General features: G+C 63.9%; 19 protein-coding genes. 9 read left to right on the top strand and 10 right to left on the bottom strand.

Annotated elements, in window-relative coordinates; translation table 11 throughout:
- Positions 1-24 precede the first annotated feature (24 nt).
- On the bottom strand, positions 25-2754 hold the full coding sequence (locus tag ACLIMP_RS11530; RefSeq protein WP_443477856.1) for a TonB-dependent receptor: 2730 nt from the start codon (positions 2752-2754) through the stop codon (positions 25-27).
- 349 nt (positions 2755-3103) lie between these two features.
- On the opposite strand from ACLIMP_RS11530, the gene acpA reads away from it, so the two are divergent.
- Positions 3104-4783 (top strand): acid phosphatase, encoded by a 1680-nt coding sequence (gene acpA, locus ACLIMP_RS11525; RefSeq protein ID WP_185997358.1) that lies wholly within the window; start codon positions 3104-3106, stop codon positions 4781-4783.
- A gap of 189 nt (positions 4784-4972) precedes the next feature.
- Positions 4973-6382 carry a M20/M25/M40 family metallo-hydrolase gene (locus tag ACLIMP_RS11520; RefSeq protein WP_443477855.1) on the top strand — a complete coding sequence of 470 codons (1410 nt, stop codon included), beginning with the start codon at positions 4973-4975 and terminating at the stop codon, positions 6380-6382.
- A 39-nt stretch (positions 6383-6421) separates the two neighbouring features.
- On the opposite strand, the gene ACLIMP_RS11515 is transcribed toward ACLIMP_RS11520, so the two are convergent.
- The 3 genes from ACLIMP_RS11515 to ggt all read right to left on the bottom strand — a co-directional run bounded on the left by ACLIMP_RS11515 (position 6422) and on the right by ggt (position 11127).
- A complete protein-coding gene (locus ACLIMP_RS11515) occupies positions 6422-8026 on the bottom strand; it encodes a phytoene desaturase family protein (protein ID WP_324695339.1) in 1605 nt (534 codons plus the stop codon).
- A gap of 1 nt (position 8027) precedes the next feature.
- On the bottom strand, positions 8028-9353 hold the full coding sequence (locus ACLIMP_RS11510) for an amino acid permease (RefSeq protein ID WP_324695337.1): 1326 nt from the start codon (positions 9351-9353) through the stop codon (positions 8028-8030).
- 100 nt (positions 9354-9453) lie between these two features.
- Positions 9454-11127: a gamma-glutamyltransferase gene (ggt, locus tag ACLIMP_RS11505; protein ID WP_443478166.1), complete on the bottom strand. Its 1674-nt coding sequence runs from the start codon at positions 11125-11127 to the stop codon at positions 9454-9456.
- 288 nt (positions 11128-11415) lie between these two features.
- Here ggt and ACLIMP_RS11500 point away from each other — a divergent pair, with 288 nt between their 5' ends.
- From ACLIMP_RS11500 to ACLIMP_RS11480, 5 genes are read left to right on the top strand one after another with little or no spacing between them, the layout of a single operon-like run.
- The gene (locus ACLIMP_RS11500) at positions 11416-11796 is read left to right on the top strand and encodes a MarR family transcriptional regulator (protein WP_231635882.1); all 381 of its coding nucleotides are present in this window, start codon (positions 11416-11418) and stop codon (positions 11794-11796) included.
- Positions 11793-13844: an FUSC family protein gene (locus ACLIMP_RS11495; protein ID WP_324695334.1), complete on the top strand. Its 2052-nt coding sequence runs from the start codon at positions 11793-11795 to the stop codon at positions 13842-13844. The genes ACLIMP_RS11500 and ACLIMP_RS11495 overlap by 4 nt, the downstream gene beginning before the upstream one ends.
- Positions 13841-14056 (top strand): DUF1656 domain-containing protein, encoded by a 216-nt coding sequence (locus tag ACLIMP_RS11490; RefSeq protein WP_054437824.1) that lies wholly within the window; start codon positions 13841-13843, stop codon positions 14054-14056. The genes ACLIMP_RS11495 and ACLIMP_RS11490 overlap by 4 nt, the downstream gene beginning before the upstream one ends.
- Positions 14053-15006, top strand: a complete 954-nt coding sequence (locus ACLIMP_RS11485) for an efflux RND transporter periplasmic adaptor subunit (RefSeq protein WP_324695332.1) — start codon at positions 14053-14055, stop codon at positions 15004-15006. Before ACLIMP_RS11490 ends, ACLIMP_RS11485 begins: the two co-directional genes overlap by 4 nt.
- Positions 15006-16451: an efflux transporter outer membrane subunit gene (locus ACLIMP_RS11480; protein ID WP_054437823.1), complete on the top strand. Its 1446-nt coding sequence runs from the start codon at positions 15006-15008 to the stop codon at positions 16449-16451. Before ACLIMP_RS11485 ends, ACLIMP_RS11480 begins: the two co-directional genes overlap by 1 nt.
- An 8-nt stretch (positions 16452-16459) precedes the next feature.
- On the opposite strand, the gene ACLIMP_RS11475 is transcribed toward ACLIMP_RS11480, so the two are convergent.
- Genes ACLIMP_RS11475 through ACLIMP_RS11460 form a run of 4 tightly spaced genes read right to left on the bottom strand, consistent with a single transcriptional unit; the run spans position 16460 to position 20272 of the window.
- Positions 16460-17611: a glycosyltransferase gene (locus ACLIMP_RS11475; RefSeq protein ID WP_324695330.1), complete on the bottom strand. Its 1152-nt coding sequence runs from the start codon at positions 17609-17611 to the stop codon at positions 16460-16462.
- Positions 17608-18132, bottom strand: a complete 525-nt coding sequence (locus ACLIMP_RS11470; protein WP_324695328.1) for a DUF2141 domain-containing protein — start codon at positions 18130-18132, stop codon at positions 17608-17610. Before ACLIMP_RS11470 ends, ACLIMP_RS11475 begins: the two co-directional genes overlap by 4 nt.
- Positions 18129-19055, bottom strand: a complete 927-nt coding sequence (locus ACLIMP_RS11465) for a hypothetical protein (RefSeq protein WP_324695326.1) — start codon at positions 19053-19055, stop codon at positions 18129-18131. Before ACLIMP_RS11465 ends, ACLIMP_RS11470 begins: the two co-directional genes overlap by 4 nt.
- Positions 19056-19081: 26 nt before the next feature.
- The gene (locus ACLIMP_RS11460; protein ID WP_324695324.1) at positions 19082-20272 is read right to left on the bottom strand and encodes a glycosyltransferase; all 1191 of its coding nucleotides are present in this window, start codon (positions 20270-20272) and stop codon (positions 19082-19084) included.
- A 619-nt stretch (positions 20273-20891) separates the two neighbouring features.
- Between ACLIMP_RS11460 and ACLIMP_RS11455 the strand changes: the two genes are divergently transcribed.
- Positions 20892-22703, top strand: a complete 1812-nt coding sequence (locus ACLIMP_RS11455) for a DEAD/DEAH box helicase (RefSeq protein ID WP_054437818.1) — start codon at positions 20892-20894, stop codon at positions 22701-22703.
- 80 nt (positions 22704-22783) lie between these two features.
- Here ACLIMP_RS11455 and ACLIMP_RS11450 read toward each other — a convergent pair whose 3' ends face one another.
- Entirely contained in the window at positions 22784-23242 is a 459-nt protein-coding gene (locus ACLIMP_RS11450) for a GreA/GreB family elongation factor (protein ID WP_324695322.1), read from the bottom strand.
- Entirely contained in the window at positions 23239-25116 is a 1878-nt protein-coding gene (locus tag ACLIMP_RS11445) for an ABC-F family ATP-binding cassette domain-containing protein (protein ID WP_324695320.1), read from the bottom strand. The genes ACLIMP_RS11450 and ACLIMP_RS11445 overlap by 4 nt, the downstream gene beginning before the upstream one ends.
- Before the next feature lie 139 nt (positions 25117-25255).
- On the opposite strand from ACLIMP_RS11445, the gene ACLIMP_RS11440 reads away from it, so the two are divergent.
- Positions 25256-26272 (top strand): HlyD family secretion protein, encoded by a 1017-nt coding sequence (locus ACLIMP_RS11440; protein ID WP_324695318.1) that lies wholly within the window; start codon positions 25256-25258, stop codon positions 26270-26272.
- Positions 26273-26282: the final 10 nt, after the last annotated feature.

Raw genomic sequence — 26282 nt, 5'->3', positions numbered from 1 at the left:
GAGATGTGCCTCGCGCCCTTTCCATCAGAACTCGAAGCGGACGCCGCCCATAACGGTCGTACCCGAACGGGTATTCACATAAAGGCGCTTGGTGCTGTCCGAGTACTGCCGTTCGTGCTGGTTGGTGAGATTGATCGCATCGAGCGTGAGCTGGATGGCATCAGTCACCTTGTAGTGGGCGGACATGTCGACATAGACAGTTGCCGCATAGCCCGAGAGATCCTGGTCGAGCCCCAGCGAACTCGTGATCGGTGCTGCGCTATAGACGTAACTGCTGCGGTAATTGGCCGATCCGCGAATGTCGAACTTTGCATCCTGATAGTAGAGCGTGACGTTGCCGTTGTACTTGCTCAAGCCTTCAAGCGTGGTGTTGGCGCCGCCGCTGTACATCGTTGAGTAATCGTATCTGGAATCGACATATGTGAAGTTCACCACTGTCCCGAGGTGGTCGAACGGTGCGGGCAGGAAAGTGAAATCCGTCTGCGCCGAAAGTTCGAGGCCCCACAGGTCCGTCTTGCCCAGGTTCACCGGACGCGAGAACGAGGTGACGATGGTGTTGCCGGTCGCGCCAGGGACAAGATCGGTCGAAAGGCCGGTTTGGCTGTAGGGTACGTCGGTGACGGTCTGGGTGGTGATGAAGCCGTCCAGCGTCTTGTAGAACAGGGCCCCGCTGACCGAGCCGACCTTGCCGAAATAGTACTCGACCGAAAGATCGAGGTCGGTGGACTTGTAGGGCTTGAGGGCAGGGTTGCCGACCGAGACAGACAGTTCGCCGTTGTCACCGACCGAAACGGTGCCATTGACGGCCAGCGAGCCGAGCGAGGGACGGTTGATGTTGCGCGCAGCCGAAGCGCGGACAACAAGATCGCGAGCCGGCTCGAAGATCATGTTCACGGCGGGCAGGAAGCCCTGATAGCTCGCTGAAACCGCGATGGGCGTATTCGCGCCGCTCACGGTGCCGATGCCCGCCGAAAGGATGTCCGTATGATAGTAGCGGCCGCCGATGTTGCCGCGGAAGGGCAGGGAGCCGAGCTGATGGTTCCAGTCGTACTGCACGTATCCGGCGGCGGTACGCTCTTCCACCGCGAAGACGCTGTTCTTCGAGGTCAGGTAGTTCCCCCGGTCGATGCCGAGCACGTCGAGGGCCTTGTCATAATCGACGATCACCCAGTCCTGGCCCTTGTAGCCGGTGTAGACCTGCGAATAATCGCCGATGTCTGCGCTTACTGCACCTGACTTGAAATCGTTCAGCAGGGCATCGTTGTAGGTGCGCTTGAAGCCGGAGTTTTTGAACCGCCGCCATTCGCCGCCGACGGAGATCTTGTCGTCGGGCGTGAACTCGTAGGCGAGGGCGCCCTTGATGTTGTCGAAGGCGGTATCCTGGAAGCTTTGGTTCATGTCGATTTCATGCGCGTGGTAGTTCGACGCATCGCTCGTGTCCCAGCCATAAGTGTTGACGAGCGAGTAGTTGCCGCCGCGATAGTCTGAGATCACGTCGCCATAGGCTTCGGTGTAGAAATGGTCGTCCACCGGCATGTCGTAGCTGGAACGCTCGATGCCGCCCAGGAACGTCGCCTTGAGGCCCGGCACGATCTCGGCGTCGCCGCTGAGGACCAGTTGCTTGAACGTGTTGGTGGTCTTCTGGATACGGGTTTCGGTAGCGGTCTGTGCGCCCGAAACGTCAAGGTAGGTAACCTCGTTCTGGTCGTTCCACTCGATGTCGTTGATGGTCGAGTTCGGATAGTTCACGCCCGCGAAGGTCTGCCCGCCGCCAAGCCAGGTGGAACCGCCGCTGCCGCGCGAGGCGAGATGGGTCTCGAAGCGGTCGGCCTTGTACTTGCCGTAAAGGCCGTCCAGCGTGAGATGCACGGTTTCGGACGGGTTCCACTGCGCCGAAGCCGTTACGCCAAGGCGGTCCTGCGTGCTGTCCCAGACCGAAAGTCGGTTGCCGCGCGCGAAGCGCAGTTCACCAGAGTTGATCTTGTCCTGTTCCTCTTGCGTCAGGCCCGAGATATCCGAGCCGTTCGCCTTGTTGAGGCGCCAGCGATAGGTATCGAGGCCGGTTTCCCGGGTCTGGCGGTGGCTGTAGGCGGCGGAGACGAGGATGCCGAAATCGCCCCAGTTCTTCGAGACGAGGCCGGTCAGGCGCGGCTGGAAATCCTTGGTCAGCGTATTGGTGCCGGCCGAGGCCGAGAAGGCTACCTTCGTGCCCTCATAGTCGAACGGGCGCGCGGTATAGAGCCCCACTGTGCCGGCAAGGCCGCCTTCGGTCTGCTCTGCCGAGAAGGACTTGCGCACATCCACACGGTTGAACAGTTCGGCGGCGAAAATGTTGAAGTCGAACGCGCGGTCGCGCGTGCCTTGGCCGCGGCTGTCCTGCGGAGAGTCCACGTTGCCCAGCACTTCCATGCCGTTGAGCTGGACGCGGGTGAAGTCCGGACCAAGGCCGCGCAAGCTGACCCTGCGGCCTTCGCCGGCTTCGCGGTTGATGGCGACGCCTGGCAGGCGCTGGAGCGCTTCGGCAAGGTTGAGGTCGGGGAAGGCGGCGATGTCGTCGGCAACGATCGAATCCTGGATGATTGTCGCATTGCGCTTCACGTCACGAGCGCCCTGAAGGCTGGCGCGGAAGCCGGTGACGACGATATCGTTTTCAGGAGAAGCTGCAGGTTCGCCCTCGGCGTAAGCCGGCTGAGCTGCCATCGTGCCGAAGGCGATGGCTGTCGATACCAGCCAGAGGCTGCGTTTGGTCCACATTCGAATAACTCCCCGATGGATGCCGTGAGCGGAAGGCCCTGCGGCGGTCGGGGGTGGAGAGCGCGTGATCGACGCGATGGGGACAGAAGAATTTTGTGAAAGTTCGGAGTAACTTTGATTACATTTTTATTTCAAAGGAATTTTTTGAATAAATATATAAATAATAATTTTCAATTGTTGGTAAGGTATTAGAACTTTAAAATATAAAACTATTGTTCTTTTGTGATATTTGGTGAAGTTTCTATTAGTGTTCTGTAAATCTGGATCGCGTGGATGATGGCGGGTGGTTGACTTGCCTTATCGGTAAACGCAAACAGCCGAAGAAATTTCTCCTCCCGCCGGAGCTTCCATGACCGATTCCGACCTTCCCAAGCCGCAGGCAGACGAGCCCATTGTGCGCTCCGACCGCCGCGACTTTCTGGGCGGCCTTGCCGCTGCGCTTGGTGCCGCTGCCGTTGCCGGCGCTCCCGGAGAGGCTGCTGCCGCAACCGGGAAGGGGCTTAAAAGCCGTGCTCGGGTAAGCGATGCGAAACTGCGTGATGCGATCGATACCGTGGTCGTGATCTTTGCGGAAAACCGCAGCTTCAACAATCTCTTCGCCGATTTTCCCGGCCTGGAGCAACCGCTCGCATCCGTCCCGGCAGAGCGCACCGCCCAGCGTGACCGTGACGGCAAGATCATGGACAGGCTCCCGAAGATCTGGGAGGGGCTTGTTCCTGGCAAGCAGGTCGTCGAACATACCGAATATCAGATTGGCCCGGATGACCTCGGCCCGATCGCCAACGGTCCTTTCGCGCTCAAGACGCCGGAGGGAGATCCGCTTCCGCATGGGCTCGTCACCCGCGATCTCGTCCATGCGTTCTATCAGAACCAGTGGCAGATCAATGGTGGCAAGAACGACGGTTTCGTCGCCTGGGGGGATAGCGGCGCCTTGGTCATGGGCCACTACGGCGATATGCGCGCGCAGTTGCGGCTCTGGCAGGTCGCCCGCGAATTCACGCTTTGCGACAATTTCTTCATGGGTGCTTTCGGCGGCTCGTTCCTCAATCACCAATACCTCATCGCCGCGCAGCCGCCGTTCTATCCGGATGCCGACAAGAGCCCCGTCGCCAAGCGTATCGCGCATATCGAGGGAGACGATCCCAAGGGCATCAAGCTCAAGCTCGATCCCAGGAATGCGGCCAGTGCGATGGACGGTCCTGCGATGTTCTCTACCAGCACACTCTCGCCGGACTTCTGGGCGGTGAACACGATGCTGCCGCCTTACGCGCCGACCTACGAACTCGACCCCGAGAAACCCGGTTTCGCCAATGCCGGCAGTAGTCACACATTGGTGCCGCAACAGCACAAGACTATCGGCGATATGCTCTCGGCCAAGGGTGTTGAATGGGCCTGGTATGCCGGAGGGTGGAACGCAGCGATGGAAGGGCGTCTGAACGATGCCTCTTTCCCTTCGCGCCCGAATTTCCAGCCGCATCACCAGCCGTTCAATTATTATGATCGGTTCGCGCCGGGCACCGCGGAACGTGCGAAGCATCTGCGCGACGGCGGCGAAGGCAGCACGGCCCGCACCAATCGCTTCCTGGCCGATGCCGAGACGGGTAAACTTCCGGCGGTCAGCTTCTACAAGCCGCAGGGCAATCTCAACATGCATGCCGGCTATTCGGATATCGATGCAGGAGATCGCCATATTGCCGCTGTCATCGACGGCCTACGCGCGAGCCCCCAGTGGGAACGAATGCTGATCGTGATCACTTTCGACGAGAACGGCGGCTGGTGGGATCACGTGGCCCCTCCAAAAGGGGATCGTTGGGGGCCGGGCACGCGCATTCCCGCCGTCATCGTTTCGCCCCATGCAAAGAAGGGTGCGGTGGATCACACGATCTACGACACAGGTTCCATCGCGCGCTTCCTCACCCGCCGGTTCGGGCTGGAGAAACTGCCGGGCCTGCAAACGCGCGAAGATGCGATGATCGCGGCCGGCGGTGTCGCGCCAGGTGACCTTACGAACGCGCTGGATATCGCCTGAGCCGGCAGGGTGGGCGGCCAATGGCGCCTACTCTTGCCGTTTGCTTCAAACCGTGCAGGAAAGTCCGCAAAACAGGTGCGTTGCACCTGCGAATGCGACAGAGTGCCGGGGTTCGGAGCGATTCTCCATCGCCTCCGGTCAAGCACGAACTTCGGATCGCATTTTCAGAAAAACAGGGGCATCAGATCCATGCGGCATATTCCACTTACCGCTGCTTCCTTGGCGGCCGCCATGCTGGCGGCAACCGGCGCGCAAGCTGCACCGAAGGCTCATCCGGAGGCCGAGAAGCAGGTTCTCGAAATCTCGAAGCAAGCCATCGCGCTGCGTTCCGTGGAGGGTGAAGGCAACAAGACAGGCGACGTCGCCGAACTGTTCCGCAAGGAGCTGCTCGCGAACGGCTGGAACGCGGGCGACATCGAGATCGTGCCCCACAAGGACACTGCCTACCTGATCGCGACATGGCCAGGCAGCGATCCCTCGCTCAAGCCGCTGGTCGTTTCCGCACACATGGATGTGGTGGAAGCCAAGCCCGCCGACTGGGAGCGCGACCCCTTCACGCCCGTAGTCGAGAACGGCTACCTGTACGGACGCGGCGCTAGCGACACCAAGTTCGAAGCGGTGCTCGCGATGGAATCGATGATCGAACTGCGCCGTCAGGGCTTCCGGCCGAAGCGTACCCTCGTGATCGCGTATTCCGGCGATGAGGAAACCTCGATGGCGACCTCGAAGCTGATTGCCGAACGCTTGAAGAACGCGGACCTCGTACTCAACGTCGACGGGGCTTCGGGCACGCTTTCCGAGAAGACCGGCAAGCCGTCGTTCTGGTCATGGCAGGGGGCTGAAAAGACCTATGTCGATTACCAGATCGAGGTGACGAACGCGGGCGGGCACAGTTCCGCGCCGCGCACGGAAAACGCCATCGTCCAGCTTTCGGAAGCGCTTGAGCGGATCGGGCACTATCACTTTCAGCCGGAACTGAACGACATTACCCGTGCCTACTGGGTGGAGGCTGCCAAGCTGGAGCCCGACGCGGCGCTGGCCGGCGCCATGCGCGCCTTCGCAGCCGACCCCAACGACGAGGCGGCGCTCAAGGTGCTGCGGGCCAATCCCTCCATGGTCGGGCGTACCGGCACCACATGCGTGCCAACGATGATCGCCGGCGGGCATGCGCAGAACGCGCTGCCGCAGCGGGCCACCGCCAATATCAATTGCCGCATCTTCCCCGGCCATACCCGCGAGGAGATCATGGCTGAATTGCAGAAAGTCGCGAACGTACCGGCGGCGAAGTTCTCCGACGTGACCGGCGATGCCTCCACCATGTCGCCCGCATCACCGATGCGACCGGACTTCGTGGCCGCCACGCGCAAGGCGGTGACGGCAGCCTGGGGACCGATCCCGATCATCCCGTCACAGGCCTCGGGTGCTTCGGATTCGATGTGGTACCGCGCGGTGGGTGTGCCCAGCTACGGCGCGAGTGCGTCGATGATGAAGGACTCCGATGAGTTCGCCCACGGCCTCAACGAGCGACTGCCGCTGCTCAACGTCCGTCCGGGCATCACTTACTATCTCAGCCTTTACAGGGACCTTGCCGGCAAGTGAGGGAATACGCCGGGCGGGCGTGATCCCGCCCGGTATTTTCTAGATGCGAAAGCGCTTCATTCGGGCGCCGTCGGCAATAACTTCGTGCGCGCAGTTGTGTCCCGGCGCTCCGGTGACGCCGCCTCCGGGATGCGTGCCCGCACCGCACATGTAGAGCCCCCTGATCGGGCCGCGATAGGATCCGTGGCCAAGCACCGGACGCGCCGACCACATCTGGTCCAGCGTCAGGTTGCCATGCATGATGTCGCCGCCCACAAGGCCGAATTTGCGCTCCAGCCCCTTCGGGCTCAGTATCTGCCGTCCCAGGATCGAGGCACGAAAGCCGGGGGCCTGGGCTTCGACCGTATCGATGATCGTATCGGCGGCCTTGTCCTCCTCGTCATCCCAGTCCCTGCCGCCGGGAAGTTCGGGGGCGAACTGCTGGCAGAACAGGCTGGCTACATGTTGGCCCGGCGGGGCCAGACTGTCGTCGATGGTCGAGGGGATCAGCATCTCGACGATGGGCTTTCGCGACCAGCCGTAGGTTTTTGCGTCAAGGAACGCCCGGTCCATGTAGTCCAGAGTTGGCGCGATGATGATGCCGGACCTGTGATGTTCGCCTGGCTCCGGCAGGCAAGTGAAGCGCGGCAATTCGGATAGGGCCACGTTCATCCTGAAGGTGCCGCTGCCCGCCTTGAACCCTTTCATCCGGCGGGCGAAGTCGGGCGAGAGATCGCTTGCTGCCATCATCTTCCCATAGAGAAGCTTTGGGCCGACATTGGCGATGACACGCGGCGCGGCAATCTCCTCGCCGCTTTCGAGCCGAATCCCCGCGACCTTGCCGCCATCGACAAGGACCTGCTCTACCGGACTTTCCAGACTGATCTCTACACCGAGACCGCGGCACACCTCTGCCATGATGCGGGTGATTTGACCCATCCCGCCCACTGAGTGGCCCCATGCTCCTTTCTTACCGTTCACTTCGCCGAAGACGTGATGCAACAGGACGTAAGCGCTGCCCGGCGTATCGGGCGAGGCATAGTTTCCGACGACCGCATCGAAACCGAAGGCAGCCTTCACCGCCTTGCTTTCGAACCAGCCGTCAAGCAGGGTACGTGCAGACTTGGTGAACAGGTCGAGCACGTCTCGCTGAGCTTCGATCGGGAGGCCCGCAACTCGTCGCCCTTGCAGCGCTGCATCGATCAGGCCGCGCCAGCCGTCTCCGGCATTGGGAGGAGACTTGAGGGCGAGGTCGCGCAGAACTTCGGCAACGCCTTCAAGTGCATCGTAGTAGGCCGGGAGGATATCCGCATCATGCGGGGAAAAGCGCCGAAACTCGGCCTGAGTACGCTCCAGCCCGCCACCGAGCTTGAGGTAGCGGCCGTCTTCCTGCGGCAGGAAGTTCGAAATCGGTCGCTCGATCACGCGGTAGCCATGCTCCGCCAGCTTCATGTCGGTAATGACCTTGGGCTGGAGCAGGCTTACGGTATAGCTGGCGACCGAATTGCGAAAACCCGGATGGAACTCCTCCGTAACCGCCGCGCCGCCGACGACACCGCGCCGCTCGAGAATACGTACCTTCAGTCCGGAACGGGCGAGGTAGAACGCGCAGACCAGGCCGTTGTGTCCGCCACCGATGATGAGGGCATCGTATCTCTTCGTCATGCTAGTCGATCTCGTTGTGCTTGAGCCAGAGCCAGATGGGAAGACCCAGCGCCATCAGGACGAAGCTGAGGCCGCTGGCGCCGATCCCGGCGCCCCATAGGGTCCACAGAGCATAGAGCGCGCCGAGCAGCGCGGGGATGCGCGCAACGCCGAGCCTGAGCGCGGCAAGCGCGCAGGCAAGATAGAGCCATAGCGTTGCCGAGGTCGACAGAAGAAGGAGGTATTCGAACAGGGCCTGCATGGTCCTGCTGGCGTTCAAGGCGGCAAAGCAGCTGGCGACAACGGCGGAAACCAGAAGAGCCCGCCTCGCCGTTCCGCGCGCGTCGGTTTCGGCGAGCCAGTGCGGTAACAGGCGACGACTGGCCATGTCCCGCACCATTTCTGCTTCAAGCAGGGTCCACCCGTTCAGCGCGCCGATGCAACTGATGACGGCGAAGACGGCGATGAGCATCGCTGCGTTACCGTCCCAGAAACGGGCGACGAAAGTGGCGAACGGCGCTGCCGAATGCGAAGCGAGGTCGCTGGGCAGGAGCAGGGCGATGGCAGAGCAAACCATCAGGTAAAGCGCACCGGTCAGCGCGGTGCCCCAAAGCGTGGCCCGCGCGACGTTCACTTTCGGGTTGCGTACGCGCGCGGCTGCGACGCTGGCGGATTCGAAGCCGAGCAAGGCCCATAGCGTCAGGGTGGCGGCGCCGTTGATGGCGCCGGAGCGAACTTCGGAGGGATCGAAGGAGGGCAGTTGGGCCTTGCCACTGGCAAGGATATGGACGGCCAGCACTATGACGACCAGGAGGGGAATTATCTTGAGCGCCAGCGTGACGATCTGGAAGTTCCCCGCAGCGCGCGTACTGCGCAGGTTTATCAGCGTCACCAGCCAGAGCAGGGCGATTGCGGCAAGGGCGGGGACATGTTCGCCCCGTCCAAGAAACGGTACCATGCTGGACAGGTAGCTGACCGCGGCCACCGCGATCGTAACCACCGAGGTCCACAGCGAGACGAGATAAATCCAGCTTATGAAAAACCCGGCGGTCTTGCCGAAGGCGTCGGTGACGAAACCGGCGGGGCTGCCGGCTTCTGGACGGGCATGTGTCAGGCGGCTGAGAACGAAGGCGAGGACGAGAGCGCCGCTGATCGTCGTCAGCCAGCCGATCACGCCGTTCCAGCCGAACGGAGCCAGGCTGGCCGGCAGCAGGAACACGCCTGAGCCGATCATGTTTCCCATGACCAAGGCGATCGCCGCCATCAGGCCGAGGCTTCCCGACGATGTGGCTATAACGGAAGCCTTGCCGCCCCCTGCCTGTTCCGCCTCGTCCCAATCGCCTGCCATGCTGTATCCCTGAATGAAAGGCAGCGGCCCCTATGGCATGACTACGCTATTTTCAACGGGGAGGAAGTGGGGGGAGGAAGTGCGGGGCGATCCACGCCGCCTAGAACCCTCTTGCCACGCCTTCGCGCCGGGGATCTGCGCCGCCGATATAGCCGTTCGGCGTGGCGACAATCGCCTGGAGGCCCGATTCCTCGCCCCTTGCGGTCGACAGGGGCATGTTCCTTGCCGCCAGCCCTTCCATGATCGGCGCGGGGAAGACGTCGGCACTGTAGCTGTCGCCCTTGGCGACGAGGTTGGGCAGCGTCACTGCATCCTGCGGGGACATCTTCCAGTCGAGCAGGGCGACCAGCACCTTGAGATTGTAGGCCTGAATGGCGCTGCCACCGGGCGAGCCGGCGGCAGCGACGAATTTGTGCTGAGGGGTCAGGACGATCGTGGGAGCCATGCTGGAACGCGGACGCTTGCCGGCGGCCGGCGCGTTCGCGGCTTTCGCCCCGTCGTCGTCCGTCGGGCTGAACGAGAAATCGGTCATCTGGTTGTTGAGGAAGAACCCGCCTACCATTCGTCCGGAGCCGAAGATGCTTTCAACCGTCGTGGTCATCGAGACGACATTGCCTTGCGTATCGACGATGACGATATGGCTGGTGCCGCCGGGCTCATTGGTGCCATCGGGGCCGAATTCCGGCGCTCCCTTCGGTTTGCCGAAAGTGACCGGCCCAGCTTTTTCGCCCACCAGCGCCGCGCGCTCCTTAGCGTATGAGGGGTCGAGCAGACCTTCGAGCGGCACTTTCACGAAGGCCGGATCGCCGACATAGCGGTCGCGGTCGGCATAGGCGAGGCGGCTTGCCTGCGCGAATTCGAACCATGCCTTTTCATCGCTGGCGCTGCGCTTGTCGATGTCGGTATGTTCGAGAATGCCGAGCGCCATCTGAAGGCCCGGCCCGCCGGACGGAGCCTGCGGCGTGCAGACCAGGTACACACGGTAGGTGCGGCAAAGGGCTGGTCCAGAACGCGGACGGTAACTGGCAAGGTCCGCCAGCGTCATCGCACTGGGATAAGGCCCTTGGCTTACCCGATCGACGATCTGCTGGGCTATCGGGCCGGTGAGCAGGCCGGAAGCGCCGAATTTCGCGATCCGTTCGAGCGAACGGGCGTAATCCGGGTTTTTCAGACGGTCGCCCGCCGCATAGGGCATGCCGTCCGCCTTGGTGAAGTAGCGCCTTGCGTCTGGAGCCGAGGCCTGGGGCGCCTTGCGCTGGGAGATCATTCCAGCGAGCCGCGGGCTGACAATAAAGCCGTCCTGCGCGAGCTTGTGCGCTTCGCCGAACAATTCCGACCACGCCAGCTTGCCGTGATCGCGATGCGCCATGTCCAGCATGGCCACCGCGCCGGGCACGCCGGTAGAGATTCCCCCGAGCACCGCCTCGACGAACGGCAGGCGCTTGCCATCGGCACCCAGGAAAAGCCGGTCCGTCGCTCTGGCCGGAGCGACTTCGCGGCCGTCATAGGCGGTCGCCTTGCGCGTCTTCGCATCGTAGTAGACCATGAACGAGCCGCCGCCGAGACCCGAGCTTTGCGGTTCGACCAGACCGAGCACGGCCTGGATTGCGACCGCTGCGTCCACGGCTGAACCGCCTGCCTTCAGAACGTCCACTCCTGCCTTGACCGCCAGCGGGTTTGCGGCGGCGACCATGGCATGTCGTGCCGTCGCCGACTGGCCGGTCGGCTCGGCCGTCGCGGAGACGGCATGAGGCGTCCTGCCATCGCCGGGCATGGCTGCCGTCAACATCAGCGCAGACAGGCCAAGGGCGAGAGACGAGCGGCGCAAGGGCATTCTCCGGAAGGTGAGAGCAGGCATTTGCAGCGGCTTAGCGTCGCCCTTGCGGCTGCGCCACCCCCATGCGGCATTGCAATAAACTCACTGCAACTGACATAAAATCCACGTCAAAGCATCTTGCGCGAATTAGTTAGCACTCTAATTACCCGTCTCATGCAAGAACGACGATCGAGCGAAAAGGCTCTGGCCGCGAGGTTGGGGCCGGTTTCGCGTTCCTGGCAGCAAATGGCTGATTCGGCCCTGTCCTCCCTGGGAGTTTCGAACTCCTCGGCATGGGCGCTCGTTCACCTGCTTCGTCTCGGAGACGAGGTACGGCAGGGCGATCTGGCGCGCGTCATCAACGTGACGGAGCCTTCGCTGGTCCGCACGCTGCACCTGCTCGAAGACGCAGGCCTGGTGGAGCGTCATGCCGACGACAGCGATCGCCGGGCCAAGCACCTGCGGCTGACCGAAGAAGGATCTATCGTTGCAAAACGGATCGACAAACGATTGATCGAGTTGCGTGCAACGCTGCTCGATGGCATTCCGACGGAAGACGTCGAGACTGTCGTGCGCGTGCTTGACCGCATCGCCGCACGCATTGCGGAAAGCGCCGCCCGGCAATGACGAAACGTTTCGGACTGGACGCAGCGCTGTTTTCCGTGAAGGCCTACATGGCCTCGATGCTGGCCATCTACATTGCGCTGTCGATCGGGCTCGAACGTCCTTATTGGGCCTTCCTCACGTCCTACATTGTCGCACAGCCGCTGGCGGGGGCTGTCGTGTCCAAGGCGATGTTCCGCGTGATCGGCACATTTATCGGCGCGGGGATGGCGGTCATCATGGTGCCCGTGCTCGTCAACGCACCGGAATTGCTGACGATCGCGATAGGGGCATGGCTGGCGCTCTGCGTCTTCGTTTCCCTGCTGGATCGCACGCCGCGTTCCTATGCCTTTGTTCTGGCCGGCTATACCGCAGTGCTTATCGTGCTGCCGAGCGTGGACGTTCCCGGCACGATCTTCACGGTGGCGACCCTGCGCGTGCAGGAAATCACCATCGGCATCCTCTGTGGCAGTTTCGTCCACGCGCTCGTGTTGCCGCGCTCGGTTTCCGCTTTCATGCTGCAACGGGTGGCCAACATTCTCGCCGATGCCGAGCGCTGGTCGAGCGATTCCCTGTTGCTCGATGGCGACCCGGCAATCGACAAGGAACGCCAGCGCCTTGCGCTTGACGTGACCGAACTGCACCAGCTTTCCATTCACCTCCCTTACGAGAGCACCCGCATCGCGCCGCGTATCCGCACGGTACGCGCCTTGCAGGACCAGCTCTCGCTCATCATGCCGCTGGGCGCCGCAGTGACGGACCGGATCGGGCAATTGCGCGCGGCAGGAAGCATTTCCGCCGAAGTCGAGAGCCTGCTGGCCGATACCCGTCACTGGTTTTCCCGGCTCGACGCGATGCCGCTCGGCGAGCGCGAGAGCGCGGCCACCGCGCTTCAGGAGCGCAGCCGCGCGCTGGAACCGCGTGTTGGCCCTGATTCCTCGTGGGACGAGCTTATCCTGCTCAGCCTGCTTTCGCGCCTTGCGTCCCTGATCGGCGCCCATCGCGACTGCCGCCTGCTCGCCGAGCAGCTTTCCACGCCGAGCACTCGCCCGATCAGTCCGCGTGCTTCCGAACTCGTGGAAGGACGTCGCGGCCGTGAACTGCACCGCGATTTCGGCGGGGCGACGCGCGGCGCCATCGGCGCATTCTTCACGATCTGCATCGGATGTGCTCTCTGGATCGGCAGCGGTTGGCATGAAGGAGCCACGGCGGTCATGCTGGCGGGTGTCTTCACGGCATTGTTCGCGGCTGCTCCCGATCCGCTTGCCCCGCTGCGCGCTTTCTTCCTGGGAACGCTGATCGCGACGCTGATCGGGCTGCTCTATGGCTTCGTCATAATGCCGCGGCTCGACGGGTTCCTTGAATATGCCCTGGCCATGGCGCCGATGCTGCTCATGCTGGGAACGCTTATGCAGTCTCCCCGGTGGGGCGGCATCGCCTTGCCCATGCTGCTGGGACTGGGTTCGCCGGTTCTCGTTTCGGACCAGTATGTCGGCGGGTTCGCCGGTTTCGTGAACGGCGCGCTCGCCCAGCTTGTCGGCATCATCTACGCCATTGTCGTCATCCGCCTGCTCAACTCGACGGGGAGCCATGCGGCGATCCGCAGCACCGTGCGGGCAGGGTGGGCCGATATCGCCGAGCGCGCAAACCTGATGAGCCCGCCGGACGTGCGGGCCTGGATCAATCGCATGCTCGACCGGATCGCCTTGCTGGCCCCCCGTCTCGCCATGGCAGGCCGTTCCCCCGGTCAACCGCTTTACGACGCCCTGAGGGATCTGCGCACAGGCGTGGCGATCGGCGAACTGCGCGAACTGCGCCTTGCCCTTCCGCCGACCAAACGCGGGCCGCTTACGGAAGTTCTTCAGAAAGTGGGCGAATACTATCGCGGCCTGGATCCCGACCGTCCCGCTCCTGCCGACCCCATCCTGCTTGAGGATATCGACATCGCCATGACTGCCGTGTTGAACGACCAAGACCCCGAGTTGAGCCGCGCCGGTGCGCTGGGTCTGGTCAGCTTGCGCCGCAACCTGTTTCCGGCTTCGAGCCCCACGCCGAAGGCGCTGGCGGCATGAGGGGTGAAGTCTCCATCGACGGGGTTTTCCTCCCCACCTTGCTGGTTCTTGCCGTCATTGCCTCGGTCATCACCCTGGTGCTGATGCGCATTGCCAATGTCATCGGTTTCTACCGCCTGTTCGCCTATCGTGCGGCGGTGGACCTGTGCCTCTACATCCTCGTGCTCGGGCTTCTCGTCTGGGCCTCTCCCTTGATCGGTTTCCGCCAATGAAGCGCTTTCTTGCCCGGCTCGCGCCCAGCCTTGCCACCACTGTCCTCGTCATTCTTGCCGCCGTGATCGCGATCTGGCTCTGGCGCCATTATGAGGACAGTCCCTGGACCCGCGACGGCCGCGTCCGTGCCGACGTCGTGCGCGTCACGCCCGACATCGGCGGCCTCGTCACTTCGGTGGAGGTGAAGGACAACCAGACGGTCAAGGCTGGCGACCTGCTGTTCGTGATCGACCGCCCGCGCTATTCGCTGGCCGTGGAGCAGGCGCAGGCGGCAGTAGCAAGCGCCCAGGCCCGGTTGGGACAGGCCCAGCGCGAGGCCAGGCGCGACCTGGCGCTTGGCGATCTCGTGGCCACCGAAACCCATGAGCAGAACGTCGCCGCCGTCGCCACGGCCCGCGCTGCGCTCGACCAGGCGCTCAGCGGGCTAGACAAGGCCAAGCTCGACCTTGCCCGCACCAACGTGCACGCTTCGGTCAACGGCACCGTGACCAACCTCGATCTGCATCCCGGCGACTATGTGGCGCCCGGCAATCAGGCCATGGCCCTGATCGACAGCGATTCCATTCGTGTCGAAGGCTATTTCGAGGAAACCAAGCTGCCGAACATCCATGTCGGCTCGCCGGTAACTGTCGTGCTCATGGGTGAGGAGCGTCCGCTCAAGGGCGTGGTCGAAAGCATTGCGGCAGGGATCAACGATACGACACGCACCGATTCGCGCAACCTGTTGCCCAGCGTCGATGCCACCTTCACCTGGGTCCGCCTTGCCCAGCGCATTCCCGTGCGCGTGCGCCTAACCGAAGTACCCAAGGGCGTGAACCTGATTTCCGGCCGCACGGCGACCGTTACCATCGAACAGCCCGGTGCCGGAACACGCGGCCGCACCAAGGCACCGTCTCAGCGTCAGGTTCAGGCTGCGCCTTCCGCGCCGGCCGTGGAGGCGACGCAGTGATGAGGAACCGCGTTTCGCTTCTGGTCCCCGCGCTTCTGGCCCCCGCGCTTCTGGGCCCTGCGCTTCTGGCGGGCTGCGCCACGGCCGGGCCCGACTATGCGCCGCCTGAAAATTCGGTGGCCAGTGCGCCTGCGGCCAACGGGCCGTTCGTATCCGGGCAGGGGCAGGCATTCTCGCAAGCCGAACTGCCGGACCGCTGGTGGCGGCTCTACGACGATCCTCGGCTTGATGGTCTTGTCGAGCAGGCGCTCGCCGCAAACGCCAATATCCGGGCGGCGGACGCGAACCTGCGCAAGGCGGACGCCGTCATCCGGGAATATACCGGCCAGAAGACGCTGGCCACGACTATCGGCGCCGATGCCGATCTCGAGCGAGACTATTCGACCACTTCGGCCGGGACCAACATGCCCGGCGTGCTGACGTACGATCTGGGATTGACGCTATCCTATCCGCTCGACCTGAACGGCAAGATCAAGCGCGCCATCGAAAGCAGTCTTGCTGACCGCGAAGCGGTGGAGGCGGCGCGAGACGCCGTGCGGATCAGCGTGGCGGCAGCCACGACCAAGGCTTACGCCGATGTCTGCGCGGCCAATTATCAGATCGCGACAGTCCAGAGAGTCATCACCCTGCAACAGCAGACCCTGGATGCGACCGGACGCCTCCAGCGAGGAGGGCGCGGCACCGCCTTCGATGTGAGCCGGGCACGTACCGCGGTAGAAAGCAGCCGGGCCAACCTTCCGGCGTTCCAGGCCAAGCGCCAGTCGGCGCTTTACCTGCTGGCAACCTTGCTCGGCAGGGCACCCGCTGACTATCCAAGGGAAGTCGAAGGCTGCGCTACGCTTCCGCGACTTTCGCAGCCGATGCCGGTGGGCGATGGTGCGGCGCTGATCCGGCGACGTCCGGACATTCGCCAGGCCGAGCGCACGATTGCTGGCGATACGGCGCGCATCGGGGTCGCAACCGCCGATCTTTACCCGACGGTCAGCATCGGCGGCGGGATCATCAACGACGGCAAGCTGGAGAATATCGGCAAGACGCACAGTTTCGGCTTCAGCCTTGGGCCGTTGCTGAGCTGGTCGTTCCCCAATCGCCCGATCATTCACGCGCGGATCGACGCGGCCAACGCCCAGGTCGAAGCCGATATCGCGAAGTTCGACCAGACCGTACTGGACGCCCTGCGCGGCACCGAGACTGCGCTGGAGACTTACGCCCGCGATGCCGACCGGACCGACGCGCTTGGCCGGGCGAGCGACAGCGCAGGTCTTTCCGCGCAGCAGGCGGGCAAGCTGTTCCGCTTCGGTCGCAGCGACTTCCTCAATCTGCTAAGTGCGCAAGGTGCGCTGGCGACGGCGCAGGTCAACCATGCCGCTGCCGAAGCGGCTCTGGTGGATGACCAGATCGCGGTGTTCCTCGCACTTGGCGGGGGGTGGCAGCAGAGCCAGTAGGCTCTACCTCAAGCTGCCTTGCGGCGCTTGTCGAGGCAGGCTGCATAAGCCGCGAACAGGTCTTCGAAGTGGGCGTCCATGGTCCTTGCGGTGACCGCAGGGCGGGGCCGCTCCTGCACGACGGCGAGGATCGCTTCGGCTGCGGCCTGCGCATCGGCGGCGGCATAAGTCCGGCCCGCGCCTCCTGCTGCATGGTCCGCCGCGCCGCCCGCGTCCGGGACGATCACCGGAGTGCCGCTTGCACGGGCCTCTGCAGCTGTCATGCAGAAGGTCTCCGCCTCGCAGCCGTGCACCAGGGCATCGGCACTCGCCATGATGCGGGCGAATGCCGCGCGCTCGCGCTCGGGTGCAAAGAGGCGGACATGCGGATTGCCGGCGATGTGACGCAGGATCGTGCGCTGCTCGCGGCCTTCGCCCAGCATGACGAGGCCGATTGGCGTCCGCTGGCTTGCCATGCCCACAGCATCGATCACCAGCGGCCAGCGCTTTTCGGGTGCGAGACGGCCAACCGCCAGCAAGAGCGCGGCGCTCTCCGGCAGTTCGCAGGCCGCGAGCAATTCGGCCCGAAGCGCAGGGTCGCGGTGAGCGGGTGAGAAGCAGCCTCCCTCGACACCCATCGGGATCGTCACGGTATGCGATACGCCGCCTTCGCCAAGCCGCCTTGCAAGATCGCTGTTGGCGCAGACGACGTGATCGAACCGGCGACTGTGGCGGCGCAGGTGCTCCCAGAATACCGAGAACTGCCGGTCTATGGTCTCGCGAGAGAAGACGTTGCCGAGCCAGCGATAGGCGTAGGCGGACAGCGGATCGGCATGCATGACCAGACTGCGCGGTGCATCGCCCGGCCAGTCCGCCACGAGCCCGGCGCTCCGCCAGGGTGATGTCGCCTCCACGAAATCGGGCGCTTCGGCATCGAGCGCGGCGTGGAGCCGCTCGGGCTCGTTGAAGTACCAGTACTTCCGGTCCAGCGGGAAGCGCGGGCTTTTTACCAGGACGATGCGGGCGCCGGGGCCACGTTCGATCACAGCATCCTCGTCCCCGGGGGCAAGGATGACGATCTCATGGCCCATGGCGGGGCCGATCCGCAGCTTCTGTTCCACGTAAGTGCGTACGCCGCCGCCGTGGGGCGAATAGAAGGCACAGACGTCGACGATTTTCATTTGCTCAAGACCTTTGCCTGAAGGGGCGCGACACCGAGCCCGCTGCGGTAATTCATGACGATGCGCAGGCTCGTGAGCCCCGTGCCGGCGGCGGCGCTCGCCTTGCGCACGTTCGGCTTGCCCCAACCCAGCTTCGGATTGCCTGAGAAGCCGATACCGTCGATCTTCCAGTCGAACTTGCGGTCGTCGTCGCGGTCGTGAAGCAGGCTGACGGCGTAAGTGCCGGGCGCGGGCACACGGATGCAAAGGCTCGGGACGCCGCTGGGAGGCAACGCCGCCTCGACGCGGCGGAAGGTCTTCCCGGCGCTGACGAGGACGTTGTCGTCGGCAAGGAAGTCTTTCTCGTTGGCGGGGTAGACCTCCAGCCGGAGCCTGCCGCTCCTGTCTTTGAGGCCCACGGGCTCGACGACGAAGGCTGGACCGCTCTCGTTCGGCCGGCACCGGCCTTCGGCCTTGCCCAGATCGGGCGTGGAGGGAATGAGGGCGGCGGCAAGCAGCACGATGAAGGCCGGTGCGTTCATGCCGACTGCTCGGGGATTGCCAGGTCTCTGCCTGCCAGCAGCGCCCCTAGCACGAGATGCGCCGCCAGAATCAGGCCCGCCATCAAGGTCATGAGCGCGCCGATGTCACGCTCGTGGCCTAGGGCGAGCACTGCGACCCCTGCGAACAGCAAATCCTTGTTGGGTATCAACGGCAGCCGGGAGACCAGCAGACGCAGCGTGGCAAGGAAAAGCCACCAGGAAAGCTGCACTTCGGGAAGAACCAGATGCCAGAGCAGGGCATTGAACAACGTCGTCAGCGCGATCCGGCCGAAGTGGATCTGCGTTATCATGACGAGATCGGCCTGAGGCAGCGAGAAGACGCGGCGGCGGAGCAGCATGGCGGCCGCAGAAACGACCAGCAGGACGCCGAGAGAGAGGGTCATCATCCGGCTGTCGAGCCCGAGCCGCGTTGTGCCCATGACCGGCACCATCACCGCCAGCAGAGCCATGGTCACCCCGTTGCCGGTCATCGCCGACAGGATGGCCACGTCCTTCACCGCTCCGAACGGCGCTGCTCCCAGCGCGACCCGGCGCCGCGCCCAAGTGTAAAAGTACGCCTCTCCCAGGTAGCCAAGCAGCAGTTCGTTGTAGACCTTCTTGCGCAGCAGCGCGAGCATGCCGGAGCCTGGGATGCCCCAGAGCCGCCGGAAAATGAGCCATTCGCTGGCCGGCGTCACAAGATAGCTCAGCGTGAAGACCACCCAGAAGCCGGGGGTCGCCGGCACCATCGCGATGAGATTCCGGAGGTCGAGCCCGCCCAGTTCATGGAAGACCGCGGCAACGACAGCGAGCGAAAGAATAATGGAAAACGCGGCGTTACGGCCACGACGCGGATCGCGGTCCTGCGGCGTCAGTTGAAGGGCCGGGGCATCTGGCGCCAGAATGGCGGCGGTCTCTGTCACGAAAGTCTCCGCGAATAGGGGAGGGGTCAGAGCGTGCGCTGCCGGGACGCGTGCCCCGTCCATGCACTGAGCCCAAGATTGCGGCGGCGGTTGTGTTCGCGCTGGCGGTGAAGCTGCGTCATCATTTCGAGATAGCGCCGCGCCGCGCTTTCGACCTCGTAGCGCGCGGCAATGTCCCGGGCTCGGTCGGGGTCTCCGCCGAGCTCCCTGATGCGCGTGAGCCCTGCGGCAAACGCGCCTTCGTCCCGCGGCTGTACCAGCAGGCCGGTGCGACCTTCCTCGATCAGGCATTCCATGCTGACGCAGCAGTTCGTTGACAGTACCAGCAGACCTGCCGCCAGTGCTTCCACGACGACGCCGGGCAGGCCTTCGTAGTCGGAACTCAGCACGAAAACGTCTGCATCGGCCAGCAGGGTATCGATCGTTCCAAGATAGCCGGTGAGGAAGACCCTTCCATCGAGGCCGAGCTGTCGGACCAGATTTTCGATGACTCCGCGTTCCGGGCCTTCGCCTGCGATCGTGAGGGTATCGGCCGGGCGGGCGGCGCGTGCGAAGGCGCGCAGCATCATGGCATGGTTCTTTTGCGGAGCGAGGCGTCCGGCTGTGAGATAGCGCGTTCCCCAGACCGAGCCGGGTCGCCTGTCGAACCGAGTGAGACGGGCAAGGCGAGCACGGGACAGGATCGGGTTTGCGATGACTTCCACCTGGCTTGCCCTGGCCCGCGTCGTTTCCCGGATTTCACGCGCCATGGGTTCGGAAAGGCCGATCAGCCGATCGAACATGCGGCCCTGGACGCGCAGCCATGCGCCGTATCCGTGCCGCACCCAGGGAGACATGTCGGGCCGGTGCAGGGCATTGCTGACCTTGAGCGCCATGGGCGGCGCGTGTTCACCCAGCAACAGGCGCATCGCCGCACCGACCACGGCATAAGTGTTGCCGGGCAGGAACAGCACGTCGGCGCCCTGATCGACGAGGTAGCTGTATAGCGAGTGGATCATCCAGGGCGTCTCCCACGACGCCGTGGGAAGGCGGGTGGGGATCTGCCAATAATCCAGTTCGGGCAGCCTGGAGAGATCGCAGCCGCTTGCCCGGCCAAGCACCACGGTCACCTGGTGCCCGCTGCGATCCCATTCCGCAGCGAGCCCCAGCGCCACGCGTTCAACTCCGCCCGGATCGGGGCTGTGCAGCGGCACCAGAATCCTGAGCGCGTCCGTCATGTGGCTCCTGCTGTCATGGCCTGGATCTTCGGGAAGACTCCGCCGAACCACGCGACCCGCAGCAGGCATGCCGATTAATTCCAGCGCGAGACGGGCTGATATGGCGGCCTGATTTCGGGTTTGTGACGGTCGTTCTCACCGTCATCTGCGAGACGTGAAATTGCTGGGAAACTGTCATCGACCGGGCAAACGACGGTGCTCGGCAGCAGTTGACGCCCGGTGCCATAGCCCGCACGCATCAGGAAGCGCCGACTTAAAGATATTTATTTAATATTATCAGATATTTGAATGTAAGACCTGCACGCTCAAAGCTGCCGCCGTTGATCGAAAGCCGGGGTGGTCATGCGTGGATTTGCAGGCTGTCCGGGCTCTGGCTGCAGCGCAGAAGAGCCCGGCAGGCACCCTGCATTATGCGCGGCGAACTTGCTGTTCGAAGCGTCCGACGACCGAAAATTTGCCGCCCGCGCAAGCCCGTTGTTGCTTTTTATGAAATTGGTGCGCGCCAAACGCGAGTTTTTTGTCTATGGAGCCCGTCAACAGGCCCGTTGGGGTCGCGCACCCCTCATCAGGCCTTACCAGATCAGACCGCGCAAGCGGCACAGGACGATTCGACAAACTCATGACTTTTTCCCAGCTCCCCCAGCCTCTCGCCGAAGCGCTTACCGCGCATGGCTATGAGAATCTGACCCCGGTTCAGGCCGCTGTCGCCGAAGCCGAAGCGCGTGGACGCGACCTCGTGGTTTCGGCGCAGACCGGTTCCGGCAAAACCGTCGCATTCGGCATCGCCATGGGCGACGAACTGCTGGCCGACGGCTCCATTCCTTATGCCGAAGCGCCGCTCGCACTTGCTATCGCGCCCACGCGCGAACTTGCGCTGCAGGTTAGCCGCGAACTGACCTGGCTCTACGCCTCGACCGGCGCTCGCATCGTCACGTGTGTTGGCGGCATGGACCCCGTTCGCGAGCGCAAGCAGCTTGAGCGCGGCGCCACCATCGTCGTTGGCACGCCGGGCCGTCTGCGCGATCACCTCGAACGTGGCAAGCTGGACCTCTCCTCGCTGCGGGTCGTCGTGCTCGACGAAGCGGACGAGATGCTCGACATGGGCTTCCGTGAAGACCTTGAGGAACTGCTCGACGCGATGCCGGCCAGCCGCCGCACGCTGCTGTTCTCGGCTACCATGCCGCGTCCGATCGAAGCGCTGGCCCGTCGCTACCAGACCAATGCCCTGCGCATTTCGACGGTCAGCGAGAACCGCGGCCATGGTGACATCACCTATCAAGCGGTTACCGTTGCGCCGGCCGATGTCGAAAACGCGGTGGTAAACCTGCTTCGCCTTCATGACGCGGAAACCGCGATCCTGTTCTGCGCCACCCGTGACAATGTGAAGCACCTTCACTCCACGTTGACGGAACGCGGCTTCTCGGCCGTGGCGCTTTCGGGCGAGCATTCGCAGAACGAGCGCAACAACGCGCTTCAGGCGCTTCGCGACAAGCGCGCCCGCGTCTGCGTCGCCACTGACGTCGCTGCACGCGGCATCGATCTTCCCTCGCTGAGCCTCGTCGTACACGTCGAGATTCCGCGCGATGCCGAAACGCTCCAGCACCGTTCGGGCCGTACCGGCCGCGCGGGCAAGAAGGGCACTGCCGTCATCGTCGTGCCGTTCCCGCGTCGTCGCCGCGTGGAGGGTATGCTTCGCGGTGCCCGCATCGAGGCCGAGTGGATTTCCGCGCCGAGCCCCGAAGCGATCCGCGAAGCCGATCGCAGCCGTCTGATGGACAAGCTGCTGGCCCCGGTCGAAGCGGACGACGAGGACCGTGAAATCGCGCGCGGCCTGCTTGAAAAGGTGAGCCCGGAAGACCTCGCCGTCGCACTTGTTCGCGCCCACCGCGCAAGTCTGCCGCAGCCCGAGGAACTCATCGGCAACAGCCCGGAAGCCCGCGAAGCGCGCCAGCGTCCCGGTTTCGACGATGTGGTCTGGTTCACGATGGATGTTGGCCGCGAACAGCATGCCGATCCGCGCTGGATCCTGCCGCTGCTCTGCCGCCGTGGTCACGTCACCCGCAATGCGGTCGGCCAGATCCGCATCGGCGCCGACCAGACCCACTTCCAGATCCCGCGGGACATGGCCGACCAGTTCATCCGTTCGGTCGAGCGTACCTCTCATGATGAGAGCGGCGACGTCGAAAACACGATCCGCATCGAAGTCGCGACCGAAACACCGCGCGATATCGCACGCGATCGTCGTCGTGACGGACCGCAGGGTCGTGGCCGCAAGCCTTATGGGCGCGAGGAAGGTGGACGTGGCGGTTTCGATGGCCCGCGTCACCACAAGCCCCGTCCGACCGGCGGTCCGCGCAATGATCGCGGTGGTCCCGGTGGCCCCGGCGCGGGCGGTAAGCCGTTCCACAAGAAGCCGAGGAAGTCGTTCTAAGAACGGCTTTTTCAGGACACTGAAAACGAAAACGGGGCCCGCGAAGGCCCCGTTTTTGGTTTTCGGGGATGTTTTCCGGTTCAGGCCAGAATTTCGAGGACCTCGATTGCGTCTTCCTGTCCGTTGAAATCGACGAACTCACCCGCCCCGGAGCCCAACAGGACGCGGGCGAGCGGGGCAGTGAAGGCGAGATCGCCCTTGGCCGGATCGGCTTCGTCATGCCCGACGATCCGGATTTCGCGCGTCTGCCCCTTCAGGGTGAAGCGCACGCGGTGACCGAACATCACGGTATCGCCGGCGGGCGCGGGCTGCTCTTCGGCTGTCGCCAGCCGTTTGCGCCAGTAGCGCAGATCACGCTTGGCGGTATTGAGAGCAGTATCCTCGGTCAATGTCGGAACCAGCGCCTCCAGACCAGCGATCCGCGAACCGATAATCGCCACGCCTTCGGCCGTCACGAGATTGGGGCCGGGCGGGATCGGCACTTCGAACTTGGGTTCGAGATGTTCTTCGTCACCGTCGCGCCGGAAGGCTACGCTCATGCGTTGCCGCCCATGTACTGGTCCATGGCCTCGCTGGCTTCGAACCAGAAGGCTTCGGCCACTTCCAGATCCTCTGCCGCCTGCGTGCGGCGCTTGCCGATCTCGCCGATGCCCAGTCTGGCAAGGTCGCCCTTGGCGGAGCCGGGGTCCGCGAGCACGGCATCGAGCGCGTCAAGCTGCTGCTGGATGCGCTTCATGCGGGTTTCGGTCTCCGAGACCTTCTTGCGCAGGGCCTTGAGTTCCTCGCGGGCGACGGTGCCATTCTTGCGTGCCGGCTTGCCCTCGCCTTGCCTGTCGCCGCTCTTGGGCTGGTTCCGGCCAAGCACGAAGTCGATGTAGTCCTCCATCGAGCCGTCGTAGTTGTCCGCCGTGCCCTGATCGACCAGTACCAGACGGTCCGCCGCCAGTTCGACCATGTGCCGGTCGTGGCTGACGAGAATCACCGCGCCGGCAAAATCGTTGAGCGCCTGCACCAGCGCCTCGCGGGCGTCGACGTCGAGGTGGTTGGTCGGTTCGTCGAGGATCAGCATGTGCGGCGCGTCGCGCGTCACCAGCGCCAGGGCAAGACGCGCGCGTTCGCCGCCGGAAAGGGTGCCGATCCCGGCCGTCGCGCGCGGGCCGGAGAACCCGAAGCGACCCAGTTGTCCGCGCACCGCGACCGGCGGCTTGTCAGCCATGGCACGGGTCATCAATTCGAGCGGGGTTGAGTCAGAGGGGAGTTCCTCCACCTGATACTGGGTGAAGTAGCCGATACGGATCTTGGGCGAGAAGGTGAGCGAACCTTCCATCGGTTCGAGCTGGCGGGCGAGCAGGCGGGCCAGCGTGGTCTTGCCGTTGCCGTTGCGGCCGAGCAGGGCGATGCGGTCCTCAGGATCGATGCGCAAGTTGAGGCGGCGCAGAATCGGCTTGTCAGCGACGTAGCCGACCGAGGCGAGGTCGAGCGTGACGAGCGGCGGGCGCAGTTCATCCGGGCTCGGGAAATCGAAACTCAGCGAGGAATCCTCGGCCATGGCCGCGATCGGCTGCATTCGCGCCAGCATCTTGGCGCGCGATTGCGCCTGCTTCGCGGTGGAGGCGCGGGCGGAATTGCGGGCAACGTAGTCGGCCAGCTTCTTGCGCTGGGCGTCCTGATTCGCACGTGCGGCAACCGCCTGCGCGGCGCGTTCGGCGCGGATGCGCTCGAAGCTGTCGTAAGTGCCGGGGTAGAGCGTCAGCTTGCCCTGCTGCAGGTGCAGGATGTGATCGACCACGTTGTTGAGCAGGTCGCGTTCATGGCTGATGACGATCAGCGTCTTGGGGTAGGTCTGGAGGAAGTTCTCCAGCCAGAGTGTCGCTTCGAGGTCGAGGTGGTTTGAGGGTTCGTCGAGCAGCAGCACGTCGGGCTGCGAGAACAGCAGGCCCGCAAGCGCCACACGCATTTTCCAGCCGCCGGAGAAACTGTCCAGCGGGCTTGCCTGCATCGCCTCGTCGAAGCCGAGGCCGACGAGAATGCGCGCGGCGCGCGCTTCGCCGGTATAGGCGTCGATCGCGATAAGCCGGTCGTGGAGGTCGCCCAGGCGGTTGGGATCGGTGCAGGTCTCGGCTTCGGCAAGCAAGGACATCCGCTCGGCGTCGGCATCCAGCACAGCCTGGAGCGCGGTCTTGTGCCCCGCGGGTGCTTCCTGCGCGATATAGCCCAGACGGGCACGGCGCGGCATGTCCACCGAACCTTCGTCGGGCTCCAGTTCACCGATGATCGCCTTGACGAGCGTGGACTTGCCCGCGCCGTTGCGGCCGATCAGGCCCACCTTGCCGTCCTTGGGAATCGTGGCAGCGGCCTGGTCGAGGATGGTGCGCCCGCCAAGGCGAACGGTAATGTCACGGATCGTCAGCATGCGCTGCCTCTAGCAGCGCCGGGCAAAAAGCAAAACCGCGCTCTTCACTGGAAAATGGCGCTTGATTTGCCGCAATGCGATGTAAGTATGTCGTTGGTATCTCTTGAGTTGCTCCACCGAAACAGGCCGGGGAATCTGAATGAAGAAGACCGTGGGGGCCGCAATTGTCGTGGCGCTTGTTCTTGCTGCTGCCGCGATCTGGTGGATGACCCGCAGCCAAAAGGACCCGAACGAGATCGTTCTCCACGGCAATGTGGACATTCGGCAGGTCTCCCTGGCGTTCGACGGTAGTGGGCGGGTCACCCGGATGACTGTCGAGGAGGGCGATTCCGTCAAGGCGGGACAAGTGCTGGCGCAACTCGATACGGCTACCCTGAGCTTGCAGGCCGACAATGCAGAGGCGCAGGTCGCGGCTTCCCGGGAAAGCCTGCTCAAACTTCGCAACGGCACCCGGCCCGAGGAACTCCAGCAAGCGCGCGCGCGGCTTGCCGCTGCAAGGGCGGATGCAGTCAAGGCCGCTGACGACTTGCGCCGGGCCCGAGAGGTATCCTCTACCACGCAGGGCCGCGCCGTCAGCGCGCAGGAACTCGATCAGGAAAGAAATCTTGCCGCCGTCGCCGATGCGCGGGCCAAGGAAGCGGCAGAAGCGCTCAAGCTCGCCATTCGCGGACCTCGCGCTGAGGATGTCGCGGCCGCCGATGCGCAGATGAAGGGCGCCGAGGCCCAGCTCGCGCTGCTCAGGCATCAGGTTTCCCAAGGCGAACTCAAGGCTCCCGGTGACGCGGTGGTCCGTTCACGCCTGCTCGAAGTGGGGGACATGGCCACGCCGCAAAAGCCGGTCTACGAACTGGCTCTGACCAGTCCGAAATGGGTGCGCGTCTACGTTGAGGAGGCCGATCTCGGCCGTGTCCGCATGGGCATGAAGGCGAGGGTGACGAGCGACAGTTTTCCCGACAAGCCGGTTGCGGGCACGGTGGGCTATATTTCCTCGGTCGCGGAATTCACTCCCAAGTCGGTAGAGACCGAATCGCTGCGCACTGCGCTCGTCTACGAAGTGCGCGTCAGGGTTGATGACCGCAACGGGACCTTGCGGCTCGGGCAACCGGTGACGGTGCGGATCAATACTGGTGCGCCAAGTGAAGGGCACGCCCGGTGAACGGCCCGGC

The sequence above is a fragment of the Novosphingobium aeonii genome, from assembly GCF_052279045.1.
Classification (GTDB): Bacteria; Pseudomonadota; Alphaproteobacteria; order Sphingomonadales; family Sphingomonadaceae; genus Novosphingobium.
This window is presented reverse-complemented; position numbering and strand designations above follow the sequence as displayed.

What these genes read in the sequence shown, in the direction of transcription:
- ACLIMP_RS11445 (WP_324695320.1), bottom strand. Translation starts at nt 25,116, where the DNA reads ATGCTGACGATCCGTGACATTACCGTTCGCCTTGGCGGGCGCACCATC.
- ACLIMP_RS11520 (WP_443477855.1), top strand. Translation starts at nt 4,973, where the DNA reads ATGCGGCATATTCCACTTACCGCTGCTTCCTTGGCGGCCGCCATGCTG.
- ACLIMP_RS11450 (WP_324695322.1), bottom strand. Translation starts at nt 23,242, where the DNA reads ATGAGCGTAGCCTTCCGGCGCGACGGTGACGAAGAACATCTCGAACCC.
- ACLIMP_RS11470 (WP_324695328.1), bottom strand. Translation starts at nt 18,132, where the DNA reads ATGAACGCACCGGCCTTCATCGTGCTGCTTGCCGCCGCCCTCATTCCC.
- ACLIMP_RS11530 (WP_443477856.1), bottom strand. Translation starts at nt 2,754, where the DNA reads ATGTGGACCAAACGCAGCCTCTGGCTGGTATCGACAGCCATCGCCTTC.
- ACLIMP_RS11500 (WP_231635882.1), top strand. Translation starts at nt 11,416, where the DNA reads ATGGCTGATTCGGCCCTGTCCTCCCTGGGAGTTTCGAACTCCTCGGCA.
- acpA (WP_185997358.1), top strand. Translation starts at nt 3,104, where the DNA reads ATGACCGATTCCGACCTTCCCAAGCCGCAGGCAGACGAGCCCATTGTG.
- ACLIMP_RS11515 (WP_324695339.1), bottom strand. Translation starts at nt 8,026, where the DNA reads ATGACGAAGAGATACGATGCCCTCATCATCGGTGGCGGACACAACGGC.
- ACLIMP_RS11485 (WP_324695332.1), top strand. Translation starts at nt 14,053, where the DNA reads ATGAAGCGCTTTCTTGCCCGGCTCGCGCCCAGCCTTGCCACCACTGTC.
- ACLIMP_RS11480 (WP_054437823.1), top strand. Translation starts at nt 15,006, where the DNA reads ATGAGGAACCGCGTTTCGCTTCTGGTCCCCGCGCTTCTGGCCCCCGCG.
- ACLIMP_RS11495 (WP_324695334.1), top strand. Translation starts at nt 11,793, where the DNA reads ATGACGAAACGTTTCGGACTGGACGCAGCGCTGTTTTCCGTGAAGGCC.
- ggt (WP_443478166.1), bottom strand. Translation starts at nt 11,127, where the DNA reads ATGCCCGGCGATGGCAGGACGCCTCATGCCGTCTCCGCGACGGCCGAG.
- ACLIMP_RS11490 (WP_054437824.1), top strand. Translation starts at nt 13,841, where the DNA reads ATGAGGGGTGAAGTCTCCATCGACGGGGTTTTCCTCCCCACCTTGCTG.
- ACLIMP_RS11475 (WP_324695330.1), bottom strand. Translation starts at nt 17,611, where the DNA reads ATGAAAATCGTCGACGTCTGTGCCTTCTATTCGCCCCACGGCGGCGGC.
- ACLIMP_RS11460 (WP_324695324.1), bottom strand. Translation starts at nt 20,272, where the DNA reads ATGACGGACGCGCTCAGGATTCTGGTGCCGCTGCACAGCCCCGATCCG.
- ACLIMP_RS11440 (WP_324695318.1), top strand. Translation starts at nt 25,256, where the DNA reads ATGAAGAAGACCGTGGGGGCCGCAATTGTCGTGGCGCTTGTTCTTGCT.
- ACLIMP_RS11455 (WP_054437818.1), top strand. Translation starts at nt 20,892, where the DNA reads ATGACTTTTTCCCAGCTCCCCCAGCCTCTCGCCGAAGCGCTTACCGCG.
- ACLIMP_RS11510 (WP_324695337.1), bottom strand. Translation starts at nt 9,353, where the DNA reads ATGGCAGGCGATTGGGACGAGGCGGAACAGGCAGGGGGCGGCAAGGCT.